This is a genomic window from Chroococcidiopsis sp. SAG 2025, from assembly GCF_032860985.1.
Classification (GTDB): Bacteria; Cyanobacteriota; Cyanobacteriia; order Cyanobacteriales; family Chroococcidiopsidaceae; genus Chroococcidiopsis.
This window is the reverse complement of record NZ_JAOCNC010000001.1, coordinates 932,157-954,366: the sequence shown is the minus strand read 5'-3', so window position 1 is coordinate 954,366 and position 22,210 is coordinate 932,157. Positions and strand designations below refer to the sequence as shown.

Below are 22,210 nucleotides of genomic sequence, written 5' to 3'. Positions count from 1 at the left end.
ATCGAATCGATAATTCTTTTTATTGATTCAAATAGTTTTAAGGGATCGGGTGGTTCAAAATTCATTAATTTACCTAAAATGAGAGCTTTATATCAATATTTACCTTGACAATGAAAGCCAATTTCGTACTGAACAACTTTTTGTTGTAACAAAGTAGTTGAGTAGAAATCACCACTTACTGTAATTTAATTCTAACTAGTTTTTTCTCGCTTAAGAAAGAAAAGTTTATAGATAACCCTAAATTACTCTCTCCATCACTAGCGATAGCACCGCACCGCACCTTACCTAAACTACATTCAAAACACCGACTAGTAAAGAATTGTAGGGATTTCTGAACCATTTAGCTGCATAAGCTATCACAGGAATACTGTGCGAGTAAAGCGAGGCGAACCGTGGTTAGGGGCGTGAGAATTTGGTGGCATTTCTTGCTAGTATTAACACTTATACTAGGTCTAGTAGGATGCGGTACGGCACGACTGTCGGAAAACGAACCATTACCAATAGTTGCACCGATTCCACCGCCACCATTACCGAGTTGGATTGAACAAATTAGTCCGATTGGAGAAGCTGAAACAAAAGCCCAAATTCGGATTCGGTTTAAAGAGGCGCTAATTCCAGTTGAGAGTATTGATAGCAGCCAAGATATTTTAAAGAAATTTGAACTTTACCCACCTCTACCAGGACAATTTCGCTTTCTTACGCCTCGCATGGTGGGGTTTCAAGGCGATCGCGCTTTACCGAAAGCTACGCGGGTTAGAATTACCCTTAAAGCTGGATTGGCAGACTTAAAAAATCATCGTTTAGATAAGGATCTTGCTTGGACTTTCAGTACTGAAGCAATTAAGTTATTTAACTTACCAGGAATCGAGCCTAATTCAAACTCTTCATCTGAACCTTTGGGTTTGCAACCAACGCTGAAATTTACTTCTAATGTCGAACTGAATTTAGATTCTTTAGCAAAACAAGCGCAACTTGTAGCAGAAGAGAAAAAACAAAGCGTACCGCCGAAAATTCAGTTGGAGAAACAGGAAGCGACTGAGGAAGATAACTCATCTCAGGAGAAATTCGATCCTACTAATCGCGATTGGAATTATATCATAATACCACAACAAAATCTAGAAAAAGCAACTCGTTATCGCTTAGAATTTGCTCGTGGTTTGATGCCTTTGCACGGTAATTTACCCAGTACATCTACTTTTGCAACTCAGGTAGAAACTTACGCGCCTTTAGCATTCGATAAAATTCAGTATATCGGACAAGCTGATGCTGGTGGAGCTTACGGTAGATTTGTTCAAGGTAGCCCTCAATTACAATTTAATAATGGTTTGGTTGCAGAATCGGCGATCGCAAATATTACAATTCAGCCAGCACCTAAACAATCGCCTCGTGTGGTACAAGCTTATGAAGGCAATAATATCGTCAATCTCAATCCCTATGCTTTAGAACCAGCAACTACTTACACCGTAACTTTGGGAGCTAATATTAAAGATAAGTTTGGGCAAACTCTCGGTAAATCAGTCACGCAAAAATTTACCACAGGGGATGTTTCCCCCGATATTTGGGTTCCTTCAGATTTGAATATCTTTCCTGATAGGAAAGATTTACAATTAAATATTAGTACAGTTAATTTACCCGAATCACGGTACAAAGCAGCCTATAAAGTCGTACAACCAGAAGATTTAGTTTATATTGATTCCGCCTATCCTAGAGGTGATGGTAACGATTTACTTCCTTCTCCGAGTTCTTGGCAAAAGTTTTCTGTTAAAGGACGCAAGAATCAATCGCTTGATACGACTGTTCCTCTACGAGAAAAACTAGGTAACTCTACAGGAATGCTAGCTTATGGCGTGCAAGCACGGACTAATAGTTACACGGAAAACAGTAATAAACAATGGCGCGAACCAACGTTTTACGGATTAGTACAGTTAACTAATTTGGGTGTATTTAGTCAGTGGTTTCCCGATTCAGGTTTGATTCGAGTTCATCATCTTTCAGACGGTGCATCTGTAGCAAATGCAAATGTTGAAATTTACGAATCTAAATTAGAGGCAAAATCTAGAACTAAAGCCTTACCTTGTGCGGTTGGAAAAACCGATTTAACTGGAACTTTACCACTAAATCGTCAAGATTTGCAGAATTGTATGAGGGGTAAGGAGTTTAATACACCACCTAAGTTACTTGTAATTGCGCGTGAAGGTCAAGACTGGGCTTTTGCTCGGAATGAAGAGTATAGCGGTTCCTATGGCTACGGGGTTGATGCGGGATGGAATAGTAACGAAATTGAATCGCGTGGCACGATTTTCTCAGATCGTCAATTATACCAGCCAGGGGAAAAGGTTGAGTTGATTGGCGTAGCTTATTATTTACAAAGTGGTGCGATTAAACAAGATAAAAATGTAGCTTATCAAGTAACGTTAGAAAATCCAAATGGAGAAAAGACAGATTTAGGCACTCAAACTACAAATGAATTTGGTACGTTTTCTTTAGAACTACCTCTGAATTCCAGTCAACCTTTAGGGTACTATTCAATTCGTGCTAAAGGTGAAAGCGGTGCAGAAATTTCGGGTGAGTTTCGCGTGGCTGAATTTAAACCACCTAATTTTAAAGTAGAACTCAATTTAGATAAAGAGTTCGTTTTAACTGATGAAAAGGTTGCAGCTACAGCCCAAAGTAACTATTTATTTGGTGCGCCTGTAGAAGGAGGAAAAGCACAATATTACGTCACCCGCAGCCAAACTAATTTTAATCCTCAAGGCTGGGAACAATTTTCATTTGGACGACAGTGGTTTTGGCCCGAAGAAAGCCCTAATATTACTAGTGATGTATTGCGATCGCGTCAAGTTTTAGATGTAGCAGGGAAAAGCAGTCAAGTTGTCCCTGTAGCTCAGGATTTACCTTATCCGATGACCTATCGCGTGGACGTGCAGATATCGGATGTTTCCAATCTATCTGTAGCTGATTCTCGCACGTTTACGGCACTACCGAGCGATCGCCTTATTGGTTTGCAAAGCGATTTTGTCGCCGATGCTGGTAAATCTTTTCCAATACAAGTTGTCGTTACCGATCCTACAGGGAAAGTTGTCACGGGGCAACAAGTTCGGATTGAGTTGCAAGAAATGAAATACAGCAGCGTTACCCAGGTGGTGGAAGGTAGTCAAACCCCTCACAATCAGGTGGAATACAAAACGGTAGCACAAATGCAAACATCCTCTGGCGATACTCCTCAAACTGTTTACCTCACACCGCCAGCATCCGGTTCTTACCGCATCCGCGCCAACTTTACCAATGCTAAAAATGAAAGCACTGCTACCGATACGCAGATTTGGGTGACAGGCGATAATGGGGTAAACTGGGGCGATCGCTACACTAACAATCGTTTAGAACTGAAACTGGATAAAGATAGCTATCAGCCTGGGGAAACAGCCACGGTATTAATTCAGTCTCCTTACCCTGAAGCAGAGTTGTATTTGGCAGTTGTACGCCACGATACCCTCTATCGCACGATTATTCCGGTTAAAGGTGGTGCGCCGCAAGTTCAAATTCAAGTTACTCCAGATATGTTACCAAACGCCGCAGTCGAAGCGGTACTCGTGCGTCAAGGTACGCCTATATCTCATGTTGAACCAGGAAGTTTAGAAAATTTGGTACGAATTGGATTTGCACCTTTCAAGATTAATTTAGAGGATAAGTATTTAAAAGTGCAACTGAATCCCGAAAAGCGATCGCTTGCTCCTGGTGAAGCGCAAACTGTTGAATTACAATTACAAGATACGCTAGGCAATCCCCTGCAAGGACAGTTTGCTGTCATGGTAGTGAATGAAGCCGTATTGCAACTTAGCGGTTACCGACCACCAGATTTAGTACAAACAGTATACGCCGAACAACCAATTTCTACTCGCTTTGCCGATAATCGTCCCAATGTGGTTTTATCACCCCTTTCCTCTCCCCTCGATAAAGGTTGGGGTTACGGTGGCGGAAATTCGGCGGGGTTAGCAAGTACCCGCGTGCGGACAAACTTTCAACCGCTAGCTTACTATAATGGTGCGGTGCAGACAGATACCAGTGGCAAGGCGAGAGTCACGTTTAACCTACCCGATGATTTAACAACTTGGCGAGTCATGGCGGTTGCTACCGATGGCGATTTGCGTTTTGGTAACGGGGAAGAAACGTTTATTGCGACTAAACCACTATTATCTAATCCGATTCTGCCACAATTTGCCCGTATAGGCGATCGCTTTGATGCAGGTTTATCTGTCACCAATACTACAGGGCAATCGGGAACGCTAGCAATTCAAGGTACTGTAGAGGGTTCCGTACAATTTGCAGATAATACTTCTGGTAAGGGCAGGTTTAGCGAAAATGTTGGTAGTAGAACCAGAGAAATTTTACAAAACCTGCCCGTACAAGCGCAATCGGGTACAAGTGCTTATCGTTTCCCCTTTGTGGCTAATCGTGCGGGTAAAGCAACGGTAAAATTTACCACGCAATTAAATGGTACAACCGATGCTTTCGCCGTACCGTTGGAAGTCAAACCGCTAGAAGTGACAGAACAAGTGGTAGAGTCGGGAGTAACAAGCGATCGCACTTCCATACCCTTAAATATAGATAACAATGTCGTCCCCGATGTCGGCGGATTAGAAATTTCTCTTGCTAGTACGCCAATTGCTAATCTTACCGCGCCAGTTCGACAAGTTCTAGACGAGGAACAGTTGCCATTTTTAGAACCAGCCGCCAGTCAACTTGCGATCGCGGTGAATTTACAAATTCTTTCTCAACAATACGGGCAAACCGTGACTAATTTCAACCCTACTGAGCAAGCAAATCAAGCTTTAGAACGCTTGCAGAAACTTCAGTTACCCGATGGCGGTTTTGCTAGCTTACCTGGCGATAAAACATCCGATCCTTTTGTTTCTCCCTACGCAGCAGAAGCAATTGCTACAGCTCAAACCGCCGGATTCGAGCTTGATGCTAAGATGGTAAATCGTCTCAAAACTTACTTGCATAAACTCCTAGCAAATCCCAGTCAATACGATTTTTGTAAAGAGTCGCCGTGTAAAGAACGAGTACGCTTAGCAGCAGCGATCGCATTATCGGAACTAGGGAACAAGCAAAATGATTTTCTTGCCGATATTTATAACGGGCGCGATCGCTTCGATCTCGTTACCAAAATTAAATTAGCACGATACCTGTATCTATTCCCAGAATGGCAGCAAGAGGCAAAAATTCTTACCAATCAATTGCAAGAAATTGTCTACGAAACCGGACGCAGTGCAGTCGTAAACTTGCCTTCTGGTTGGCAGTGGTTGAATTCTCCTACCACAAGTCAAGCCCAAGCCTTACGATTATTTATTGATACTAAGGCAAAGCCTGAAGTTTTAGCTCGATTGTTACAAGGACTTTTGACGTTGCGAAGGGAAGGAACTTGGCAGACAACCTATGATAATGCTGAAGCACTTGCTGCTTTGGTGGCATATATGCGGATAGAGACGTTACATGTAACGTCTCTACAACCCACACCACCTAACTTTACTGCCAACGTGCAACTAGGAGGTAAAAATTTAACTGCGACTCAATTTGAAGGCTACCGCAAGCCTAGTGTAGATGTTTCCGTACCGATGACTCAGCTACCCCGTGGGCAACAAAATCTAACTTTGAAAAAATCCGGTCGCGGCATGTTACACTACCTACTTGCATATCGCTATCGCCTCCAGGGAGAACAACCAGGACGTTTAAACGGACTCAGGGTGACGCGAGAAATTCGTCCGGCTAACAAAACAAAAGCATTGCGGCGAATTGGGTTATATGCGCCTCCAGAACCCTTGACAGTTCCAGTCGGACAAGTGTTTGATATAGGCTTAGAAATAATTAGCGATCGCCCCGTGGATCGAGTTGTAATTACAGATCCTCTCCCTGCTGGATTTGAAGCTATCGATACGAGTTTCCAAACCGCTACGCCTTACTTCCAACCACAACAAGATAGCTGGGAAATTGGCTATCAAACAATATACCGCGATCGCGTGGTAGCCTATAGTGACAGACTAGAACCTGGAGTCTATCAACTTCATTATCTCGTGCGATCGGTCACTCCTGGTACGTTTCTTTGGTCTGGTGCAGAAGCACATTTACAATATGCCCCAGAAGAATTTGGGCGTTGTAGTTCTTCGCGGTTGGTGATTCAAAATTCGCCGTGAAATTTCTACCCCAAAAACAACTTATACGCCGGATTTTGGCTTTCATCCCAATAATTCAATCCCAGTGTATCGAGAAATGCCTGCCACTGTTCCATCTCTTGAGGCGGAACTTGCATTCCCACTACGGCGCGTCCGTAGTCTGCCCCGTTGTTGCGGTAGTGAAACAAGCTAATATTCCAATTGGGACTCATGGAACCAACAAATTGCATCAATGCCCCAGGACGTTCGGGAAACTCAAAACGGTAGAGTAATTCGTTGCTAGCTAGGGGAGATCTTCCGCCTACCATGTGGCGCAAGTGTAATTTTGTCAGTTCGTCATCGGTTAAGTCAATGGTTTTCAACCCCGCCGCTTCAAAGCTAGCTACCATCTTGGCTGCATCGGCGCGATTTTCAATTTGCACTCCCACAAAAATATGCGCCTCTTTCTCGTCGGCAATTCGATAGTTAAACTCAGTTAAATTGCGTTTGCCAATACATTCGCAAAACTTCCTTAGACTACCCCGTTGTTCGGGAATTGTTACGGCAAAGATAGCTTCGCGACGTTCGCCCAACTCTGCACGTTCGGCAACAAATCGCAAGCGATCGAAATTCATATTAGCACCGCAGGCGACGGCGACTAAAGTTTGTCCCTGAATTTGTTCTCGTTCTGCATAAGTTTTAGCAGCTGCGATCGCCAATGCTCCCGCTGGTTCTAAAATGGATCGCGTATCTTCAAATACGTCTTTAATTGCGGCGCAGGTGTCATCTGTATCTACCAGAATGATGTCATCCACATACTGCTGGCACAACCGAAAGGTTTCTTCTCCGACTTCCCGCACTGCTACCCCATCGGCAAATAAGCCGACTTGCGGTAATCTCACCCTCTTTCCAGCTTTGAGAGATTGATACATCGCATCGGCATCTACGGGTTCTACGCCGATAATTTTAATTTCAGGGCGCAATCTTTTTACGTATGCTGCAATTCCCGAAATTAAACCACCACCTCCAATTGCCACAAAAATTGCGTGAATTGGTTGTTGGCACTGGCGTAAAATTTCCATCCCAATCGTACCTTGTCCGGCAATCACATACGGATCGTCAAAGGGATGAATAAACGTCATGCTTTTTTCGGCTTCTAATTGACGGGCATGAGTATACGCATCATCGTATGTATTCCCATGCAATACTACCTCTCCTCCATGAGATCTGACTGCATTTATCTTTACCTGGGGAGTTGTAACGGGCATGACGATAATGGCGCGAGTTCCCAACTGGCGTGCTGCAAGTGCTACTCCTTGGGCGTGATTTCCGGCAGATGCAGCAATGACACCCTGTGCCAACAACTCCGGTGGCAGTTGTGCCATCTTGTTGTAAGCCCCCCGCAGCTTAAAGGAAAAGACTGACTGCATATCCTCTCGCTTCAGCAAGAATTTGTTATTGATTCGTTTTGAGAGATTTGCAGCGTATTCTAGTGGTGATTCCTGGGCGACATCATACACGCGGGCAGTCAGAATTTGGACGAGATAATCGCAATACATGGGGGAGGCGAACAAATACCTATAGACAATCATTTTACGGCAGATTGCGTTCCCATTTTTTTATTGACTATCTCAAACATCGAGCCATCTGATAAGACATGACTGCTGGATCAGCAGTTACAATTAGCTCTCAAAATCACGGAGAATTTCATCTGGTAATGGAGCGTTAAAATCAGGAGGGACTGTAAACTCTCCGGCACAAAGCGCAAATGGGCGAGGTTCTTTTTGCTTCTCGTCAAGCATCTGTTGAGTTCTACGAGCTTTTGCGAATAAAAGAAAATCTAAAATTTCCTCCACTAGAAAATCAGGAGCTTGAGCAATTTCTTGAAGTAGTTGTTCTCTTGCAGTCATGATTTGCTATCCTCAGAGGTTTACTATTATTTGGACGAGTTGTCTACTTTGAACTTACCCTGCCAATAAAAGTAACCAAATACAATCCACACTAAAATAAACGTGACTAAATTCCAAGCTAGCAGAGAAGCATTTTCTCCAGAACCAATCTGCCAAGGCAAAAGAGCGGGATTGAGTGCTGAAACTATACCTAGTATGACTGAGATTCCTACAGGGGCGAAAAAAGCCGCTTGAGGAAGTTTGTGACGCGAGATTAATAAGAAAATTGGCGCTAGCCCCAAAACCATAGTGCCGCTAACTGTAGTTGCTTTAAGAATATTCGTACCGAACAGCATGGGTAAGTTGCCTACAATTGCCATTGCAACCATTGAGATTTTTCCTAGAAGTATCGGCTGAGAACCGACTTTTAAATCGATTGCTACAGCTTTACTCGTACTGCTAAAAGTTGAATCCAAAGTCGAGCCACCTGAAAGCATCATGACTGAAAGCATCAAGGCTAATATACCCGTACCTCCTGCCGCTGCTGCCTGTACGGGAGCATCAACTGCCGCATCGCCGCCAATTACCCGCGCTGCCATGCCAACAAAGCTAAAGAGAATAATCAGACTTGAGGCAATAATTCCAGCTAGCAGATAGGCGCGATAAGTTGTTTTGGCTCCAGCTAGAAATGCTCTATCCGTAAGTACTGGATCGTGAAAGGTGTAGGGGATACACTGAATTAACGCCACTAATAGTAAGTCAACGCCAGAGTTCCAAAAACCCGATTCCTGGGGAGTAATAGATAAAGCTGGTGCTTGCGGAACTACCCAGAGAAGCGTTAATAGTACGGCGAAAACCAGCAACCCAAATTGAATGAAATCTGTCACCAAGCTCGCCCGCAAACCACCCTTAAGCGAGTAAATTAACACTAATACTGTAAAGGCGATCGCGGAGAGGATAAAGCTGTAAGATTCTGGTTGACCGAAGTAAGAGCCAACTACAGCAGTATTAGACCAAACTTCGTTGTACAATCGCAGTAAAACGATCGCCATAAAAAATTTGACTGCTGCGTTACCGTAGGTTTTGCTGACATACTCTGCTAAGCTTCTAGAGCCAGTCATTCGACGTAACCTAATAATTAATATGCCGCAGATGGGAATCCCGATGTAATATCCTGCGTAAGCTAAACCGCCCATCAAACCATAAGAGCGCCCTAAATTCGCTGCATTGGTAATTGATTTAGCAAAAATCCAGGAGACTACAATACTAGCGGTTAATATGGCTACTTCTGGGTTTTTACCAGTTCGATCCTTGCCTTGAAAGAAAGACGGGAAAGTTTTTGTCGTCGGTGCAATCCACCACATCAATACCCCATATCCCAACAAAATCAACCAAAGCGTCCATGAAAGCACGATTAACCTCTCAATTTTTAGCTGGCGCACTGACTTGTTATAGTAGAGTAGCGATCGCCCCTCTATACTGATAACGTGCTAAAGATAGAAAAGTGGTGATATTGCTAGTAGTATTTCTCTTTAAGCTATTAACTTCTAGCTAAGGATTGCTCATAGCTGGCTCGCTAGCAGAAATTACTATCGCTCGTTTTTAGCTAAAATCGCTTCTGCTAGCTGAAAGTTTACGGGCGTACCAAAGAAATACCCTTGCGCTTCGTCACAACCCAACTTTTTTAATACAGTTAGTTGATGAGATGTTTCTACTCCTTCGGCGATCGCTTTAATTCCTAAAGTGTGAGCTAGAGTAATAATTGTCCTCACTATTTCACAATTTTTTCCTTCCGCGTCAATCGGACTGACAAAAGAGCGATCGATTTTCAGTGCATCTATTGGAAAACGGTGTAAATAACTTAAAGAGGAATATCCCGTGCCAAAATCATCAATACTGAGTTGAATGTTTTGCTCTTTAATTTGGAAGAGAAGTTCGATCGTCTTTTCTCCTCGATCCATCAGCATAGTTTCAGTCAGTTCTAACTTGAGATTTTTTCCATTTAACCCAGTACGATCTAGAATTTTAGCTAACTTATCTACTAGATCGAATTGCTGAATTTGCTTACTGGAAAGATTGACACTAATATATAAAGATGTAGTAGCAAATTTTTGCTGCCAAATATATAACTGTTGGCAAGCTTCCTGTAAAATCCATTCACCAATCGGTACAATTAAGCCAGTTTCTTCGGCAATCTCAATGAAATCTCCTGGATCGATCAATCCCATTTTTGGATGTTGCCAGCGTAATAAGGCTTCAAAACCCGTCAATCTCCCAGTTGCGACAGAGATAATTGGTTGATAATGTAATAGAAACTCTTGACGTTCCAAGGCATAACGCAAGTCTATTTCTAGTTGTGAAAGATGCAACGTTCGGTCGTACATTTCACGATCGAAGATTGCATAACGTCCTTTTCCTAAAGCTTTAGCGCGATACATGGCAATATCAGCATCCCGCAGCAACTCATTTACAGTTTGATAAGCTACTGAACCAAAAACAATACCAATACTAGCACCAATATAGACTTTACATTCACCTAAATAAATTGGAGCAGTGAGTTTCTCTAACAATCGTTCGGCAATTGCGATCGCGTCTTGAATATCTTGTAGATCTTCTAATAAAATAGTAAACTCATCTCCACTCAAACGCGCCACAGTATCAACCTCGCGCGAGCATTCTTTCAGCATATGAGAGATCGCAATTAATAGGCGATCGCCAACAGCGTGTCCCCAACTATCATTAATAATTTTGAAGCGATCGAGATCGATAAATAAAACGGCACACAAATAATCTTTATTTCTAGTAATACGATGTAGAGCCTTTTGCAGATGCTCCATGAACAAAGTCCGATTGGGTAAACCTGTTAGAGCATCATGTAAAGCTTGATAAAATAGTTTTTCTTGGGTTCGTTTATGCTTGGCAATTTCTTGGTCTCGTTGGTTAATAACTTCTTCTAATTGTAGAGTTCTTTGTCGAACTTTGTGTTCTAATTCAAGATTTAGTTGAAAAATTTCTGCTTTTGCGGCTTGTAAGGCTAATTGATGTTGGATGCGAACTACGACTTCTTCAATTTGAAATGGCTTTGTGATATAATCTACCCCACCAACTGCAAAGCCTTTAACTTTATCAAAAACATCATCTAACGCGCTTAAAAAAATTACGGGAATATTATCAGTTGAACCGTCCGACTTCAGTCTTTTACAAACTTCATAGCCATCCATTTCTGGCATTTTAATATCTAACAAGATGAGATGAGGCGGATTTTTTTTAGCTGTAATTAATGCCATAGCGCCATTTTTAGCACAACGCACTTTATATCCTCGTTCTATTAAAGCTGTAGATAAAACTCTTAAATTATTAGGAGTATCGTCAACAACTAAAATATTGGCATAATTATAATTTAACTGAGCGTTATTCATAAACTAGCTGCGGCTTGAGCAAAATTCATAATCCGGTCAAAATTAAATTCCTTAACTTCTTGTTGAATAGATTGAGCTAATGCTTGATATTCTTCTGGTATTTGAGATACTAATTGAGCGAGCTGTTCTTCGTCAATTAAAGCCGCAGCTTCTGAGAAGTTCATTAACCATTCATTTGACATAACTGTTAAAGCTTCCGGTGTTAATTTTTCCACAGTTGAAGCCTCAGAAACACTTTCAGAGCTAATCTCTTCATAGATATATTGCACGCCTAAAAATTGAGCCATCTTATCAAAAATCACTTCTTCAGGAAAAGGTTTGCGGACAAAATCATCGCAACCAGCTGAAAGAATAATTGCTTTCTCTTCTTCAAGTGTGCTGGCTGTGAGGGCAATAATTGCGGTAGCTTGTCCTCGAAGATGAGATTTAATCTGTTGAGTTGCCTCATAACCATTTATGACTGGCATTCGCATGTCCATCCAAATCAAATGCGGTTGCCATTGCTGCCACATTTCAATCGCTTCTTGTCCGTTAGCTGCTTCTTTAACTTGGAAACCAACTGGTTGTAATAATCTTAGTAAGAGCTGGCGATTTTCCCAGCGATCGTCTACTACTAAGATGCGATATTTCTGTTGGTTTGGTTGGATTCCAATAGCCCTTTGAGTTCTATTTCGATTGATAGTTGTGCTGACTTCGCTTGCTAAAGCTTGGAGATCAAATTGAAAAACTGTACCTTTTCCTAGTTCGGAACTAACAGTAATCTTTCCTCCCATCAGTTCGACAAACTTTTTAGTAATAGATAAGCCTAAACCAGTTCCTTGTTGAGATTGTTTACCTGTTTCTGTTTGTACAAATGCTTCAAATAATTTATCAATTTCTGTCGGAGCAATACCTACACCAGTATCGGCAACTTCAAAGTCAAGAGCAATTAGTTGTTGGTTGTTAGTTGTGAGTTGTCGATCGCCTGCTAATTTTACTCGGAGAGTAACGCTGCCAGCCCAAGTGAATTTAATTGCATTACTCAATAAATTAATTAAAACTTGCCGCAGTTTTTTCTCATCAGTTTTGATATATTGAGGTAGATTGTGGCTGCGCTCGATTGTCAACTGTAATCCTTTAGATTCTGCTCGTAGTATCAACATCTCTTTAATCGAATCTAATAAGGCATATAAATCGAAGTCAGTGGAATAAAGAGTCATTTTTCCTGACTCAATTTTGGCTAAATCTAATACGTCATTGATCAGTGAAAGTAAATGTTCGCCACTCCGATTGATAATTCTGAGGCTTTCCTGTTGCCGATTGCTTAAAGAAGGTTCTCGATTCATCAATTGGGAAAAACCGAGGATGGCGTTGAGAGGAGTCCGTAGTTCGTGACTCATATTTGCTAAAAATTCACTTTTAGCGCGATTGGCTAATTCTGCCGCATTTTTAGCTTGTTGTAGTTCTATAGTTCTGTTCTCAACCCGTAGTTCGAGTTCATCGTTAGCTGTTGCTAATTCTTGATTTGCTCTATCCAATTGCTTGTTGACTCGGACAAATTCCCGGTTTTTGCGATCGAGTTCCTGATTGATTCGAGCCAAATTAGCAAAGGATGCTTCTAATTGTTGCGCCATCTCATTGAAAGAACGCGACAATACTCCTAGTTCAGCGATCCTTTTGACTTCTACGTGTTGGTTCAAATCTCCTTGAGCGATCGCCGCAGAGGCTTTACTCAAACGTAGAATTGGTTGAGTAATCCAACGCGAGGTAACTAACCCCAACCAAACCGCTACTAATAATGCTAAAAAACAGAGAAAAAATGTTGTTTGGTTGTTGGCATGAATTTGCGCCATGAAATCTGATTCGGGTATGGTAGTTACAACTAACCAATTCAACCCAAATTCATCTTGCCAAGGGACTACGCGAACGAACTGAAGTTCGTCTTGTAATTCAAAATTTAGTTTTTGTTCACCTTTAATTCTTTGAAAATCTCCAAAATTTTGTTTTAAATACTTTGCTGTTGCTTGAATTTGAACGTCATTGATATCAAGGGCGCTAAGTCTTTTAGCTACACCATCAACTAGAGTAAAAGGTTTTTCCGTACTAGAGGAAGCAATCAGCAAACCATCGCGCTCAATAATAAAAGTTTTGGCAGATGGACTAATTTTTAGTTGCTGTAAAAAATCATTAATATTAGCTAAAAGTAGCTCGACTCCAATGACACCGACAAGTTGCTTTTGCTTGTTATAAATAGGTCTAATGGCATTAATGGATATGTATCCAGCTAAATCTTCGCCGTCCCAGTTAGCTACTGAACTCCATGTTGGTTTGCCTGCTTTGACTGCATCCCGATACCAAGATTCTGTCAGAGGTTTGTAGTCATCGTATACTGCTACTAATTTGTTACGATTACCTTGACTATCTGTAGCATAAGTGTAGCTTTTCCAATTGGTAGCAGCTGAAAGCTCATCTATGGTAACTCCCTGTCCTGCTAAAAATCTTCCAGCACCAGCAAATTCTCCCGTGGTCAGCGCATAGGCACTGTAACTTACTTTTGGATAAGTTTGTAGCTGCTTCCAAAAATAATGTCCTGCGGTTTTAAAGTCTTTTAAATCCAATAACCCTAACTCAATTGCATGAAAATTAATTTGATTGAGTCTTTGAGGAGTTTTTAAATAATTATCGAGATGTTCGGACACTAAGTTGCTACTTTTATCCATTAAGCGATCGACAAGAACGTTAACTGCTTGCTGACCGTTTTTAAAAGAAAGGTAGCCTACTAACCCTACCGCACCGGCAATTTGTAACACAAAAGGTAATACTAAGACTAATCGTAGTGGCAGTCCTCTAAAGCTTTTAGCTCTCGGAATATCTTGCTCTTGTGGTGATGCGATTGGGCTAAACAATTTCATAGTTATCCACTGAGAGTACGAGCATTAAGAGTGAAGGAATGAGCTTCCTAGCATTAAATTGCTCAAAAATGTTCTTAAAATAACATTAGTCAGAGTAAGATGCGATATCCATCTATCTGTGTAATTAAATACTATTTTTTATAAAAATAATTAATGTATGATTAGGTTATTTGAAAGAATTGAAAATGCAAGAATTGAGACTACTATTGTAACTTTATGATAGAAACACTAACTATTATAATCGCGATCGCCTTCATTATTGCTGGGATTTTCATTCATCCTATTCTAATAAAAAAACGTCGCCGTTACTATAAGCCACTACGGTTCAGTTAAGGCTCAAAGTGTTGTAAATTAAGCATTGTTCCCAAGAATGGAAAGTGAGTGTAGTGCATCTGAAGGATTTCTCATTGTTGCTCCTACGATACAAAGTAGTGATGTGTTCAAAGCGATAGAGGCAGCCATCCCATCCACGGAGATCGAGCAAGCGATCGCTAAAACTAAAGTTTGTGAACAACGTAAACGCTCGTTACCAGCACAATTGGTAATTTGTTTGGTAATTGCGATGAGTCTGTGGTCACGAGATTCGATGAGAGATGTGCTGAAAAACTTAATTGATGGGCTGAGCGAAGCATGGGTGAAAGTGGGGAAATACTGGCGAGTTTTTGTAAATCAGCAATAACGCAAGCCCGACAACGATTAAGTCCAAGGGTGATGAGTCAATTGTTCCATCAACTGGTGCGACCAATGGCTAGCACCGATACCAAAGGAGCATTTCTCAATGGATTGCGAATTGTGGTAATTGATCGGACTTGCTTCGATCTGCCAGACAGCGATGAAAATGCGAGAGTTTTTGGTCGTCCGAGCAGCCGTCCTGGCACACAAGCCGCATTTCCCAAACTGCGATTAGTCATTTTGGTAGAAGCAGGAACACATTTAATCTTTGATGCATTGATGTGTCCATATCGAATAGGAGAAACGAGTGCGGGCATTAAGATTATTACGCTCCGTGAGTTCAGGGATGTTGTTGATGTGGGACAGAGGGTTACATTCTTATGCAATGGTGCAAGCAACTGTCACAACTGGTAGCGATTATTTAGGAAGAATTCCCGCAAATGTCAAGTTTTTGTGCGAAGAACCACTGGCGGATGGTTCTTATCTGAGTTGGATTTATCCACCTGCTAAATTCCGCTCAAAAGCTTGCCAGCCCATACAAGTCCGAGTGATTGAATACACAATTGGTAATACCGACAACCCAGAGGAACAACTAAGATATCGCTTAATTACCAGCTTATTGGAATTGGAGAAATTTCCGGCTCAACTACTGGCGATTGAATATCATCAACGCTGGGAAGTAGAAAATACTATTGATGAACTCAAAGTACATTTATCAGGACGAAAAACTCATATTCGCTCTCAAAACCGCGTGAAGTTGTGCAGGAAGTTTACGGGTGGTTGTTAGGACACTGGGCTGTGCGGTTATTGATGTTTCAAGCTGCAAAGAGCGCGGGTATCACTCCTTTGCGTCTGAGTTTCACTGGGACATTGCGAGTTATTCGTCGTGCTATCCCGAAATTTCAACGCTTGCAATCACAAGAACTCCCCTTTTTTAAGTTGGTTAACTGTAGAGATTTTAGACACTCTGTTACCTGAACGAGTTTCTCGTACCAATCCCAGAGTTGTAAAAACCTGTATCCAAGTTTCGCTCAAAAAGCCAAGACATCGAGCCACCCCCTCCCGAACCAATCCTCCTATTTTCTTTATCCTCAGCACAGCGTAGCCTTAAATGAACCGTATTGGAATATAAGCAGCTTCCTTTTCCTATACTGTGGAATGCAGTAATTGAAAATAATTTACCAATTTATTATTGTCTTTCCAAAGGCGATCGCCAGCGCTTGCAAGGACACATTCAAGTATTCTTAGCAGAAAAACAATTTATTGGTTGTAATGGTTTGCTAGTGACAGAAGAAATGAAAATAACGATCGCTGCTGTTGCTTGTTTACTTTTACTCAATGAAAGAGGCAAATACTTTTTAAAGTTGCGCTCTATTTTCATCTATCCCAGGACGTATTTTGTCAATGAGATCGCAAAAACTGGAAGTTATATTGTAGAAGAAAAGCGCGTGGCAAGATTGGGAGAGTCTTGGACGAATGACCAATTAGTCTTATCTTGGGAACAGGTACAATACGATACTCGTAACTGGCAAGATGGTCGCAATATCGTACTGCATGAGTTTGCCCATCAGTTAGACCAGGAAGATGGTGAAGCTGAAGGCGTACCCATTTTGTCACGAAAATTAGATTATCCGATTTGGATGCAGGTGATGACAGCAGCGTATCAGCAACTTTGTCATGACGTACAACGAGGTAGAAAAACTGTTATGGATAGCTATGGAACGACAAATCCAGCCGAGTTTTTTGCCGTCGCTACAGAAACTTTTTTTGAAAAACCGCACCAATTACAGAAACAGCATTCAGCACTTTACGAATTATTACAAAGTTATTATCAACTCGATCCCGTGCAGTGGGTTTAAATCGATCGCAATTTGTAAGGTGCGTTATTTAACGCACCCTACTAGCTTTCAAGTAGAAGAAGTCATAGCTGCGGTGTCAGAACGACCAACACCAAAAATGCCCTTCCACACTTGTACTAATCTGTGAACAAACGATCGCCGTTCGATTCCCAAGGCGCGATCGTAGCTAGCATAACACTGCTCGTAACGCCCTAAATAATTTAAAGCTACGCCTTTAAATAACCAAGCCTGTTTGTCTTTAGGGTTGATTGTCAAAGCGCGATCGCAATCTGTCAGCGCTGCTTCATATTGTTCTAAATGAATAAATACAACTGCTCGCATCACTAAAGCAGTAGGATTTTCCTCATAAATTGTTATGGCTCGATTTAGGTAATTCAATGCTTCTGTATGTTTACCTAAATTGGCTAACTGAGTCCCCTTTTGCTGCCAAATCTTAGCAACTTCAACAGCAGATGGAAATTGATCGATCGAGGTCAATTTATTATTAGTCGTTGCGGTCATAAAAGTTATTTAGTAAATGCGGGTTTGAAGTTTTTAACAAAACAGTAAGTACTTACATTTGCATCTCAAGGTTCGGTTCAAACATCAAAAAAGTTATTTTTGCTACATAAATCAACATATTTCATTTTCTCTCTGTCAAGTTTAGAGAAAATACTGAAACCACTATGAACTTTTGTTAAAGAGCGATCGCAACTATGACCTATCCAATGCCCGAGTGGAACTCATATACTCAACATTTACAGTAACACCGCGTTCATTCCAAAAAGAATTTTAACTTGTGTATTGAGATTTTTAGCACATATCGTTTCGATACTTAAAAAAGCTTTATCTAAATGTCTATACACTAACTCCCAAATCTCTCAGGACTAGCAGAAACATCCACAGCATTTAACTAAAAAAGCCAAAATTGTCTGTACGTAAACGTACAAAATCTGAGTAGTTAATTCTGACCGCCGACTCCCGTACGGGCGGTTTTCCAAACCCGCCCCTACCGACTTACAACTTTTCCCTTCGCCTTCTGCCCATGAAAATATGCTTCCATAACCTTCAACACCATTGGGGCGCAAATCTTTCCACCACCGCCACCGGAGTGTTCGGCAAACGCTACGACCACAATTTCTGGCTTATCGTATGGGGCATAACCACCAAACCAAGTGTGAGATTTCTTCTTATAGGTCTCCGCCGTACCGCTTTTACCAGCAGCAGGGGGAATGGTAGGAGAATTTAATGCCCTACCCGTTCCGCTAGCTACGACTTGTCGCAATCCCTGACGGACGATTTGCACGGTGCTTGGTTTGATATTTAAAGACTCCCGCCACTTTTTCGCTTCCTCGTTATCTCGCAGTAAGTGCGGTTTGATCCGGTAGCCACCACTAGCAGGAACGGCAAACATCACGGCGACTTGCAAGGGAGAAACTTGCAAAAACCCTTGACCGATGGACATATTTACCGTGTCTCCTACCTTCCAAGGTAAGTCATAGTTGGCTCGCTTCCATTTATCATCCGCAACTAACCCTTTTGCTTCTTCTGGTGCGAGTTCAATGCCCGTTTTGCGCCCAAACCCAAATTTCCGCGTCCATTCAATCAGAGTTGGTCCGCCAATTCCCCGACCGATTTGATAGAAAAATGTATCGCTACTCCAAGCCAACGCCCCAGGAAAATCGAGTACGCCAAATCCGGCAAGATTCCAATCGCAGAATCTCGTACCACCAATGTTCATGCAACCATAGGTTTGCAATCGCGTTTTAGGCGAAAACTTCCCCGACTCCAAACCAGCTGTAGCAGTGATAATTTTGAACGTACTGGCAGGGGGGAAACCTCTTAAGGCGCGGTTGACAAAGGGATGATCTTTCTTTTGCAAACTCTGCCACACGGCGGGGGTGATGCGTTTAGAAAATACGTTGGGGTCGAAGGTAGGACGACTCACCATTGCTAACACTCCGCCAGTACGGGGGTCGAGGGCAACGATCGCCCCTTGGCGATCGCCCAAAGTTTTTTCGGCGGCTTTTTGTAACTCTAGATCGATCGTTAAATGAATGTTCTGACCCGATCTTGCCTTTTTCTCGCCTAAATATCGTAAAACCCTACCTTTTCCGTCAACTTCTACCTGTTGTCCGCCCCATTCACCCCGCAGTTGCTTTTCAAAGGCTGCTTCTACTCCCATTTGTCCGATGACATCTCCGAGGCGATAGCCTTCTTGACGTTTCTCAGCTAATGTATTGTCATTCATCTCGCCTGTATAACCGAGAATGTGGGCGGCGATTTGACTGTTGGGATAACTGCGAATCGGTTCGATGTAAACTTCTACATCTTTTAATTGATTTTTGTATTCTGCCAAAGCCGTAATTTGGGCGGGGTTGATATCTCGTGCCATGCGAATTAAGCTAGGAGAATTCACCCCGGCTTTATCCATGCGTTGTTGAATTTCGGCGGCTGGCATTTGTAAAATTTGGGCAAGCCGTTGTTTAGTACTGTCCCATTCCGGTTTTTTGGGAGCCATAGGCCAAATGTAAACGGAATGAGACAGACGACTAGTTGCTAAAATTCTGCCTTTGCGATCGAAGATACTGCCCCGCTCTGGCTGTTTGGGAATCAATCGAATTCGGTTATTGTCCGCCAATTGACGATTGCGAGTCCCTTCAACAAGCTGTAAATATGCCAGCCGACTGCCAATCCCACCAAACATGGCAACAGTAATCCCTAGCATTAACACTAAGGCTTGGAAACTACGCCCGACAGTGCGGGTCGTTTTCGTCTTGCTGCCATAGGCGGGATAAATGATTTTCATGGGGTGGGATTTACGATATTGGCGCGGTAGCATTTAAGATCTAAGTTACCCACAACTGAGGCGATCGCGCTCAGACAAAGCAGCCTTCATCGATCTCATTTTAATCAATTGGAATGAGCGTTCGCTCAGCTAATAGCGGTGACAAGTAAATTTATTGGCAGTTCGACAAAATACCGTGCAGACTGGAAGATAAAATATATTACCTGGGACAATACGGATGACGGCTCGAACTGCAACACGGTATACAGGGGGAAAAGTCGGTGCATCGCTGCTTGATGTTGAGCTGCAAAATGTCTATAAGTTTTTTCATCAAGAATTAGCCGTAAACGGGATCGACGTAAATATTCGTCGAGGAGAATTTTTTAGTATTCTCGGTCCCTCTGGTTGTGGCAAAACGACAACGTTACGTTTAATTGCTGGATTTGAACGAGCGGACGCGGGAAAGGTATTGATTCAGGGTGAACAGATGAATCGCGTTCCGCCCTATCGTCGCCCCGTCAATACTGTATTTCAAAGCTATGCTTTGTTTAACCACTTAAATGTGTGGGATAACATTGCTTTTGGGTTGCGGTTGCAAAAACTCTCGCGGGTGGAACTGAATAGCCGCGTGGAAGCCGCACTCAAATTAGTCAAGATGGAGACGATGCGATCGCGCTTTCCCACCCAACTCTCAGGCGGACAGCAGCAGCGAGTTGCCTTGGCAAGGGCATTAGTCAATCGTCCGGCAGTCGTGTTGTTAGATGAGCCTTTAGCAGCGTTGGATCTGAAACTACGTCAGGAAATGCAGGTAGAATTATCCAATCTGCATCAAAATTTGGGCGTGACATTTATCTTTGTCACCCACGACCAAAAAGAAGCCCTGTCTTTATCAGACCGCATTGCTGTGATGCATCGTGGCAAGATCGAACAAATTGGTTCTCCCAAAGAAATCTACGAATATCCGAGTACGGCATTTGTAGCTGATTTTATCGGCGATACTAACTTATTAGCCGGGAAAATCGTGCATAGCGATCGCTCGACTCTCCAGGTTGATAGTCAGAAGGGATTAAAAATTGTCGTGCAAAGACATGACTATACAGAACCAACTGCAACTTCTGCTCCAGTGATGGTTAGCGTGCGCCCAGAAAAAATCGAGTTGAGCTTGGAACGTCCTACTATTCGCACGAATTGTTTTGCTGGTAAACTCCTACACGTCATGTACCTGGGAACTCACGTTCACTACTTAGTAGAATTAGACACGGGCGATCGCATTAAAGTCTTACAACCAAATACAGGTAATACCTTATCAGACACTGATATACCGATCTACGTTCGTTGGGCGACTCGTGACTGTATAGCTTTAAAAGCCAGTGGAAGCGAATGAACACAAACCATCAGCCAGTACGAAAATTGTCTCGATCGAGACGCAGATTTATTCACATCTCAGTACCAGCATTTTCTGGACTTGCTCTCACCCGTTGTGGCTGGAGACAGGGAGGAGTCCAACAGGCAGCAGCACCAGCAAGTCCAACAGACAAGTTATTTGTCTATACCTGGTCGCAGTATACAGATGACAAACTAATTAAAAACTTTACTGCTCAGTTCAAAGCACCGGTCGTTGCAGATATCTACGAATCAAACGAAGCAATGCTGGCAAAGTTACAAGCGGGAGGAGGAGGAAATTACAGCGTCATCTATCCTAGCGATTATATGGTAAGGCGAATGATAGAAATGGGAATGCTCCACGAACTCGACCGTTCGCGACTCCAAGGTTTAGACCGACTTGCCCCCCAATTTCAAAATCCGACTTACGATCCGCAAAATCGTCACAGTATTCCCATGAGTTGGGGAACAACTGGATTTGTTTACAATACCCAGCAGTTAAAAGAACCACCTACAGATTGGGAATATTTGTGGAAAAATAGTCGGCAATTGTCAGGACGCATGACTTTAATTGATGACGTGCGGGAAGTCATGGGCGCAACTTTACGAATGTTGGGTTATTCCTATAATTCCAAAGATGAGTCGCAAATTAAACAGGCTTACAAGAAGTTACGAGAACTCAAACCCAGTATTGCTGCATTTGATACCGATGCTTGGCGCAGTCAAATCCTCGCCGGGGATTTAGTGTTAGCGATGGCATATTCCACTGATGGAATTAAAATTTCTCAGGAAAACTCCAATCTCAGATATATCATTCCCGCCAGTGGCACGTCCTTGTGGACGGATACGAGCGCCATTCCCAAAACCGCACCCAATCTCGATGCTGCGTATGCTTGGCTCAATTACAACTTGGAACCTACGGTAGCAGCAGAAATTTGCCAGCGACAAACCGTTGCCATTCCCAATCAAGTTGCATTAGAACAGTTACCAACTCAACTGCGCCAAGATACCAATTTGTTTCCTCCAGAATCGGTCTTAAATAAATGCGAACGTATTTCCCCCTTAGGAGATTTTGATGCAGTTTACGATCGCTACTGGACACAACTAACTAGCAGCTAGGGGATCGGAAGTTAGGAAAGTATGAAGGAAGAAGGAGAAAGGAAAAAGGATGAAGTATGAAT

At 42.4% G+C, this 22,210-nt stretch carries 11 protein-coding genes and 1 pseudogene; 5 read left to right on the top strand and 7 right to left on the bottom strand.

All coding sequences use genetic code 11. The annotated features are described in order from the left end of the window. Positions 1-392 precede the first annotated feature (392 nt). Entirely contained in the window at positions 393-6,191 is a 5,799-nt protein-coding gene (locus tag N4J56_RS04605) for an alpha-2-macroglobulin (protein WP_317105374.1), read from the top strand. A 5-nt stretch (positions 6,192-6,196) separates the two neighbouring features. Here N4J56_RS04605 and ilvA read toward each other — a convergent pair whose 3' ends face one another. The 5 genes from ilvA to N4J56_RS04580 all read right to left on the bottom strand — a co-directional run bounded on the left by ilvA (position 6,197) and on the right by N4J56_RS04580 (position 14,348). Further along, positions 6,197-7,708 carry a threonine ammonia-lyase, biosynthetic gene (ilvA, locus tag N4J56_RS04600; RefSeq protein ID WP_317110572.1) on the bottom strand — a complete coding sequence of 504 codons (1,512 nt, stop codon included), beginning with the start codon at positions 7,706-7,708 and terminating at the stop codon, positions 6,197-6,199. Between the two features lie 123 nt (positions 7,709-7,831). Continuing rightward, on the bottom strand, positions 7,832-8,059 hold the full coding sequence (locus N4J56_RS04595) for a DUF2281 domain-containing protein (protein ID WP_317105373.1): 228 nt from the start codon (positions 8,057-8,059) through the stop codon (positions 7,832-7,834). A 26-nt stretch (positions 8,060-8,085) separates the two neighbouring features. Further along, the gene (locus N4J56_RS04590; protein ID WP_317105372.1) at positions 8,086-9,450 is read right to left on the bottom strand and encodes a sodium:solute symporter family transporter; all 1,365 of its coding nucleotides are present in this window, start codon (positions 9,448-9,450) and stop codon (positions 8,086-8,088) included. Positions 9,451-9,627: 177 nt separating this feature from the next. Beyond that, positions 9,628-11,457: an EAL domain-containing protein gene (locus N4J56_RS04585; protein ID WP_317105371.1), complete on the bottom strand. Its 1,830-nt coding sequence runs from the start codon at positions 11,455-11,457 to the stop codon at positions 9,628-9,630. After that, positions 11,454-14,348 (bottom strand): ATP-binding protein, encoded by a 2,895-nt coding sequence (locus N4J56_RS04580; RefSeq protein WP_317105370.1) that lies wholly within the window; start codon positions 14,346-14,348, stop codon positions 11,454-11,456. Before N4J56_RS04580 ends, N4J56_RS04585 begins: the two co-directional genes overlap by 4 nt. Before the next feature lie 370 nt (positions 14,349-14,718). Here N4J56_RS04580 and N4J56_RS04575 point away from each other — a divergent pair. Continuing rightward, positions 14,719-15,998: pseudogene (locus tag N4J56_RS04575) on the top strand (IS4 family transposase). A 143-nt stretch (positions 15,999-16,141) separates the two neighbouring features. Further along, positions 16,142-16,879: a zinc-dependent peptidase gene (locus tag N4J56_RS04570; protein WP_317105369.1), complete on the top strand. Its 738-nt coding sequence runs from the start codon at positions 16,142-16,144 to the stop codon at positions 16,877-16,879. A gap of 48 nt (positions 16,880-16,927) precedes the next feature. Here the strand turns inward: N4J56_RS04570 and N4J56_RS04565 are convergent, their stop codons facing one another. Together N4J56_RS04565 and mrdA are read right to left on the bottom strand one after the other, a co-directional pair. Then, a complete protein-coding gene (locus tag N4J56_RS04565) occupies positions 16,928-17,380 on the bottom strand; it encodes a tetratricopeptide repeat protein (RefSeq protein ID WP_317105368.1) in 453 nt (150 codons plus the stop codon). Positions 17,381-17,867: 487 nt separating this feature from the next. After that, a complete protein-coding gene (gene mrdA / locus N4J56_RS04560) occupies positions 17,868-19,667 on the bottom strand; it encodes a penicillin-binding protein 2 (RefSeq protein ID WP_317105367.1) in 1,800 nt (599 codons plus the stop codon). Positions 19,668-19,884: 217 nt separating this feature from the next. Between mrdA and N4J56_RS04555 the strand changes: the two genes are divergently transcribed. Then, the gene (locus N4J56_RS04555) at positions 19,885-21,030 is read left to right on the top strand and encodes an ABC transporter ATP-binding protein (protein ID WP_317105366.1); all 1,146 of its coding nucleotides are present in this window, start codon (positions 19,885-19,887) and stop codon (positions 21,028-21,030) included. Beyond that, positions 21,027-22,148 (top strand): spermidine/putrescine ABC transporter substrate-binding protein, encoded by a 1,122-nt coding sequence (locus N4J56_RS04550; RefSeq protein WP_317105365.1) that lies wholly within the window; start codon positions 21,027-21,029, stop codon positions 22,146-22,148. The genes N4J56_RS04555 and N4J56_RS04550 overlap by 4 nt, the downstream gene beginning before the upstream one ends. Positions 22,149-22,210 lie beyond the last annotated feature (62 nt).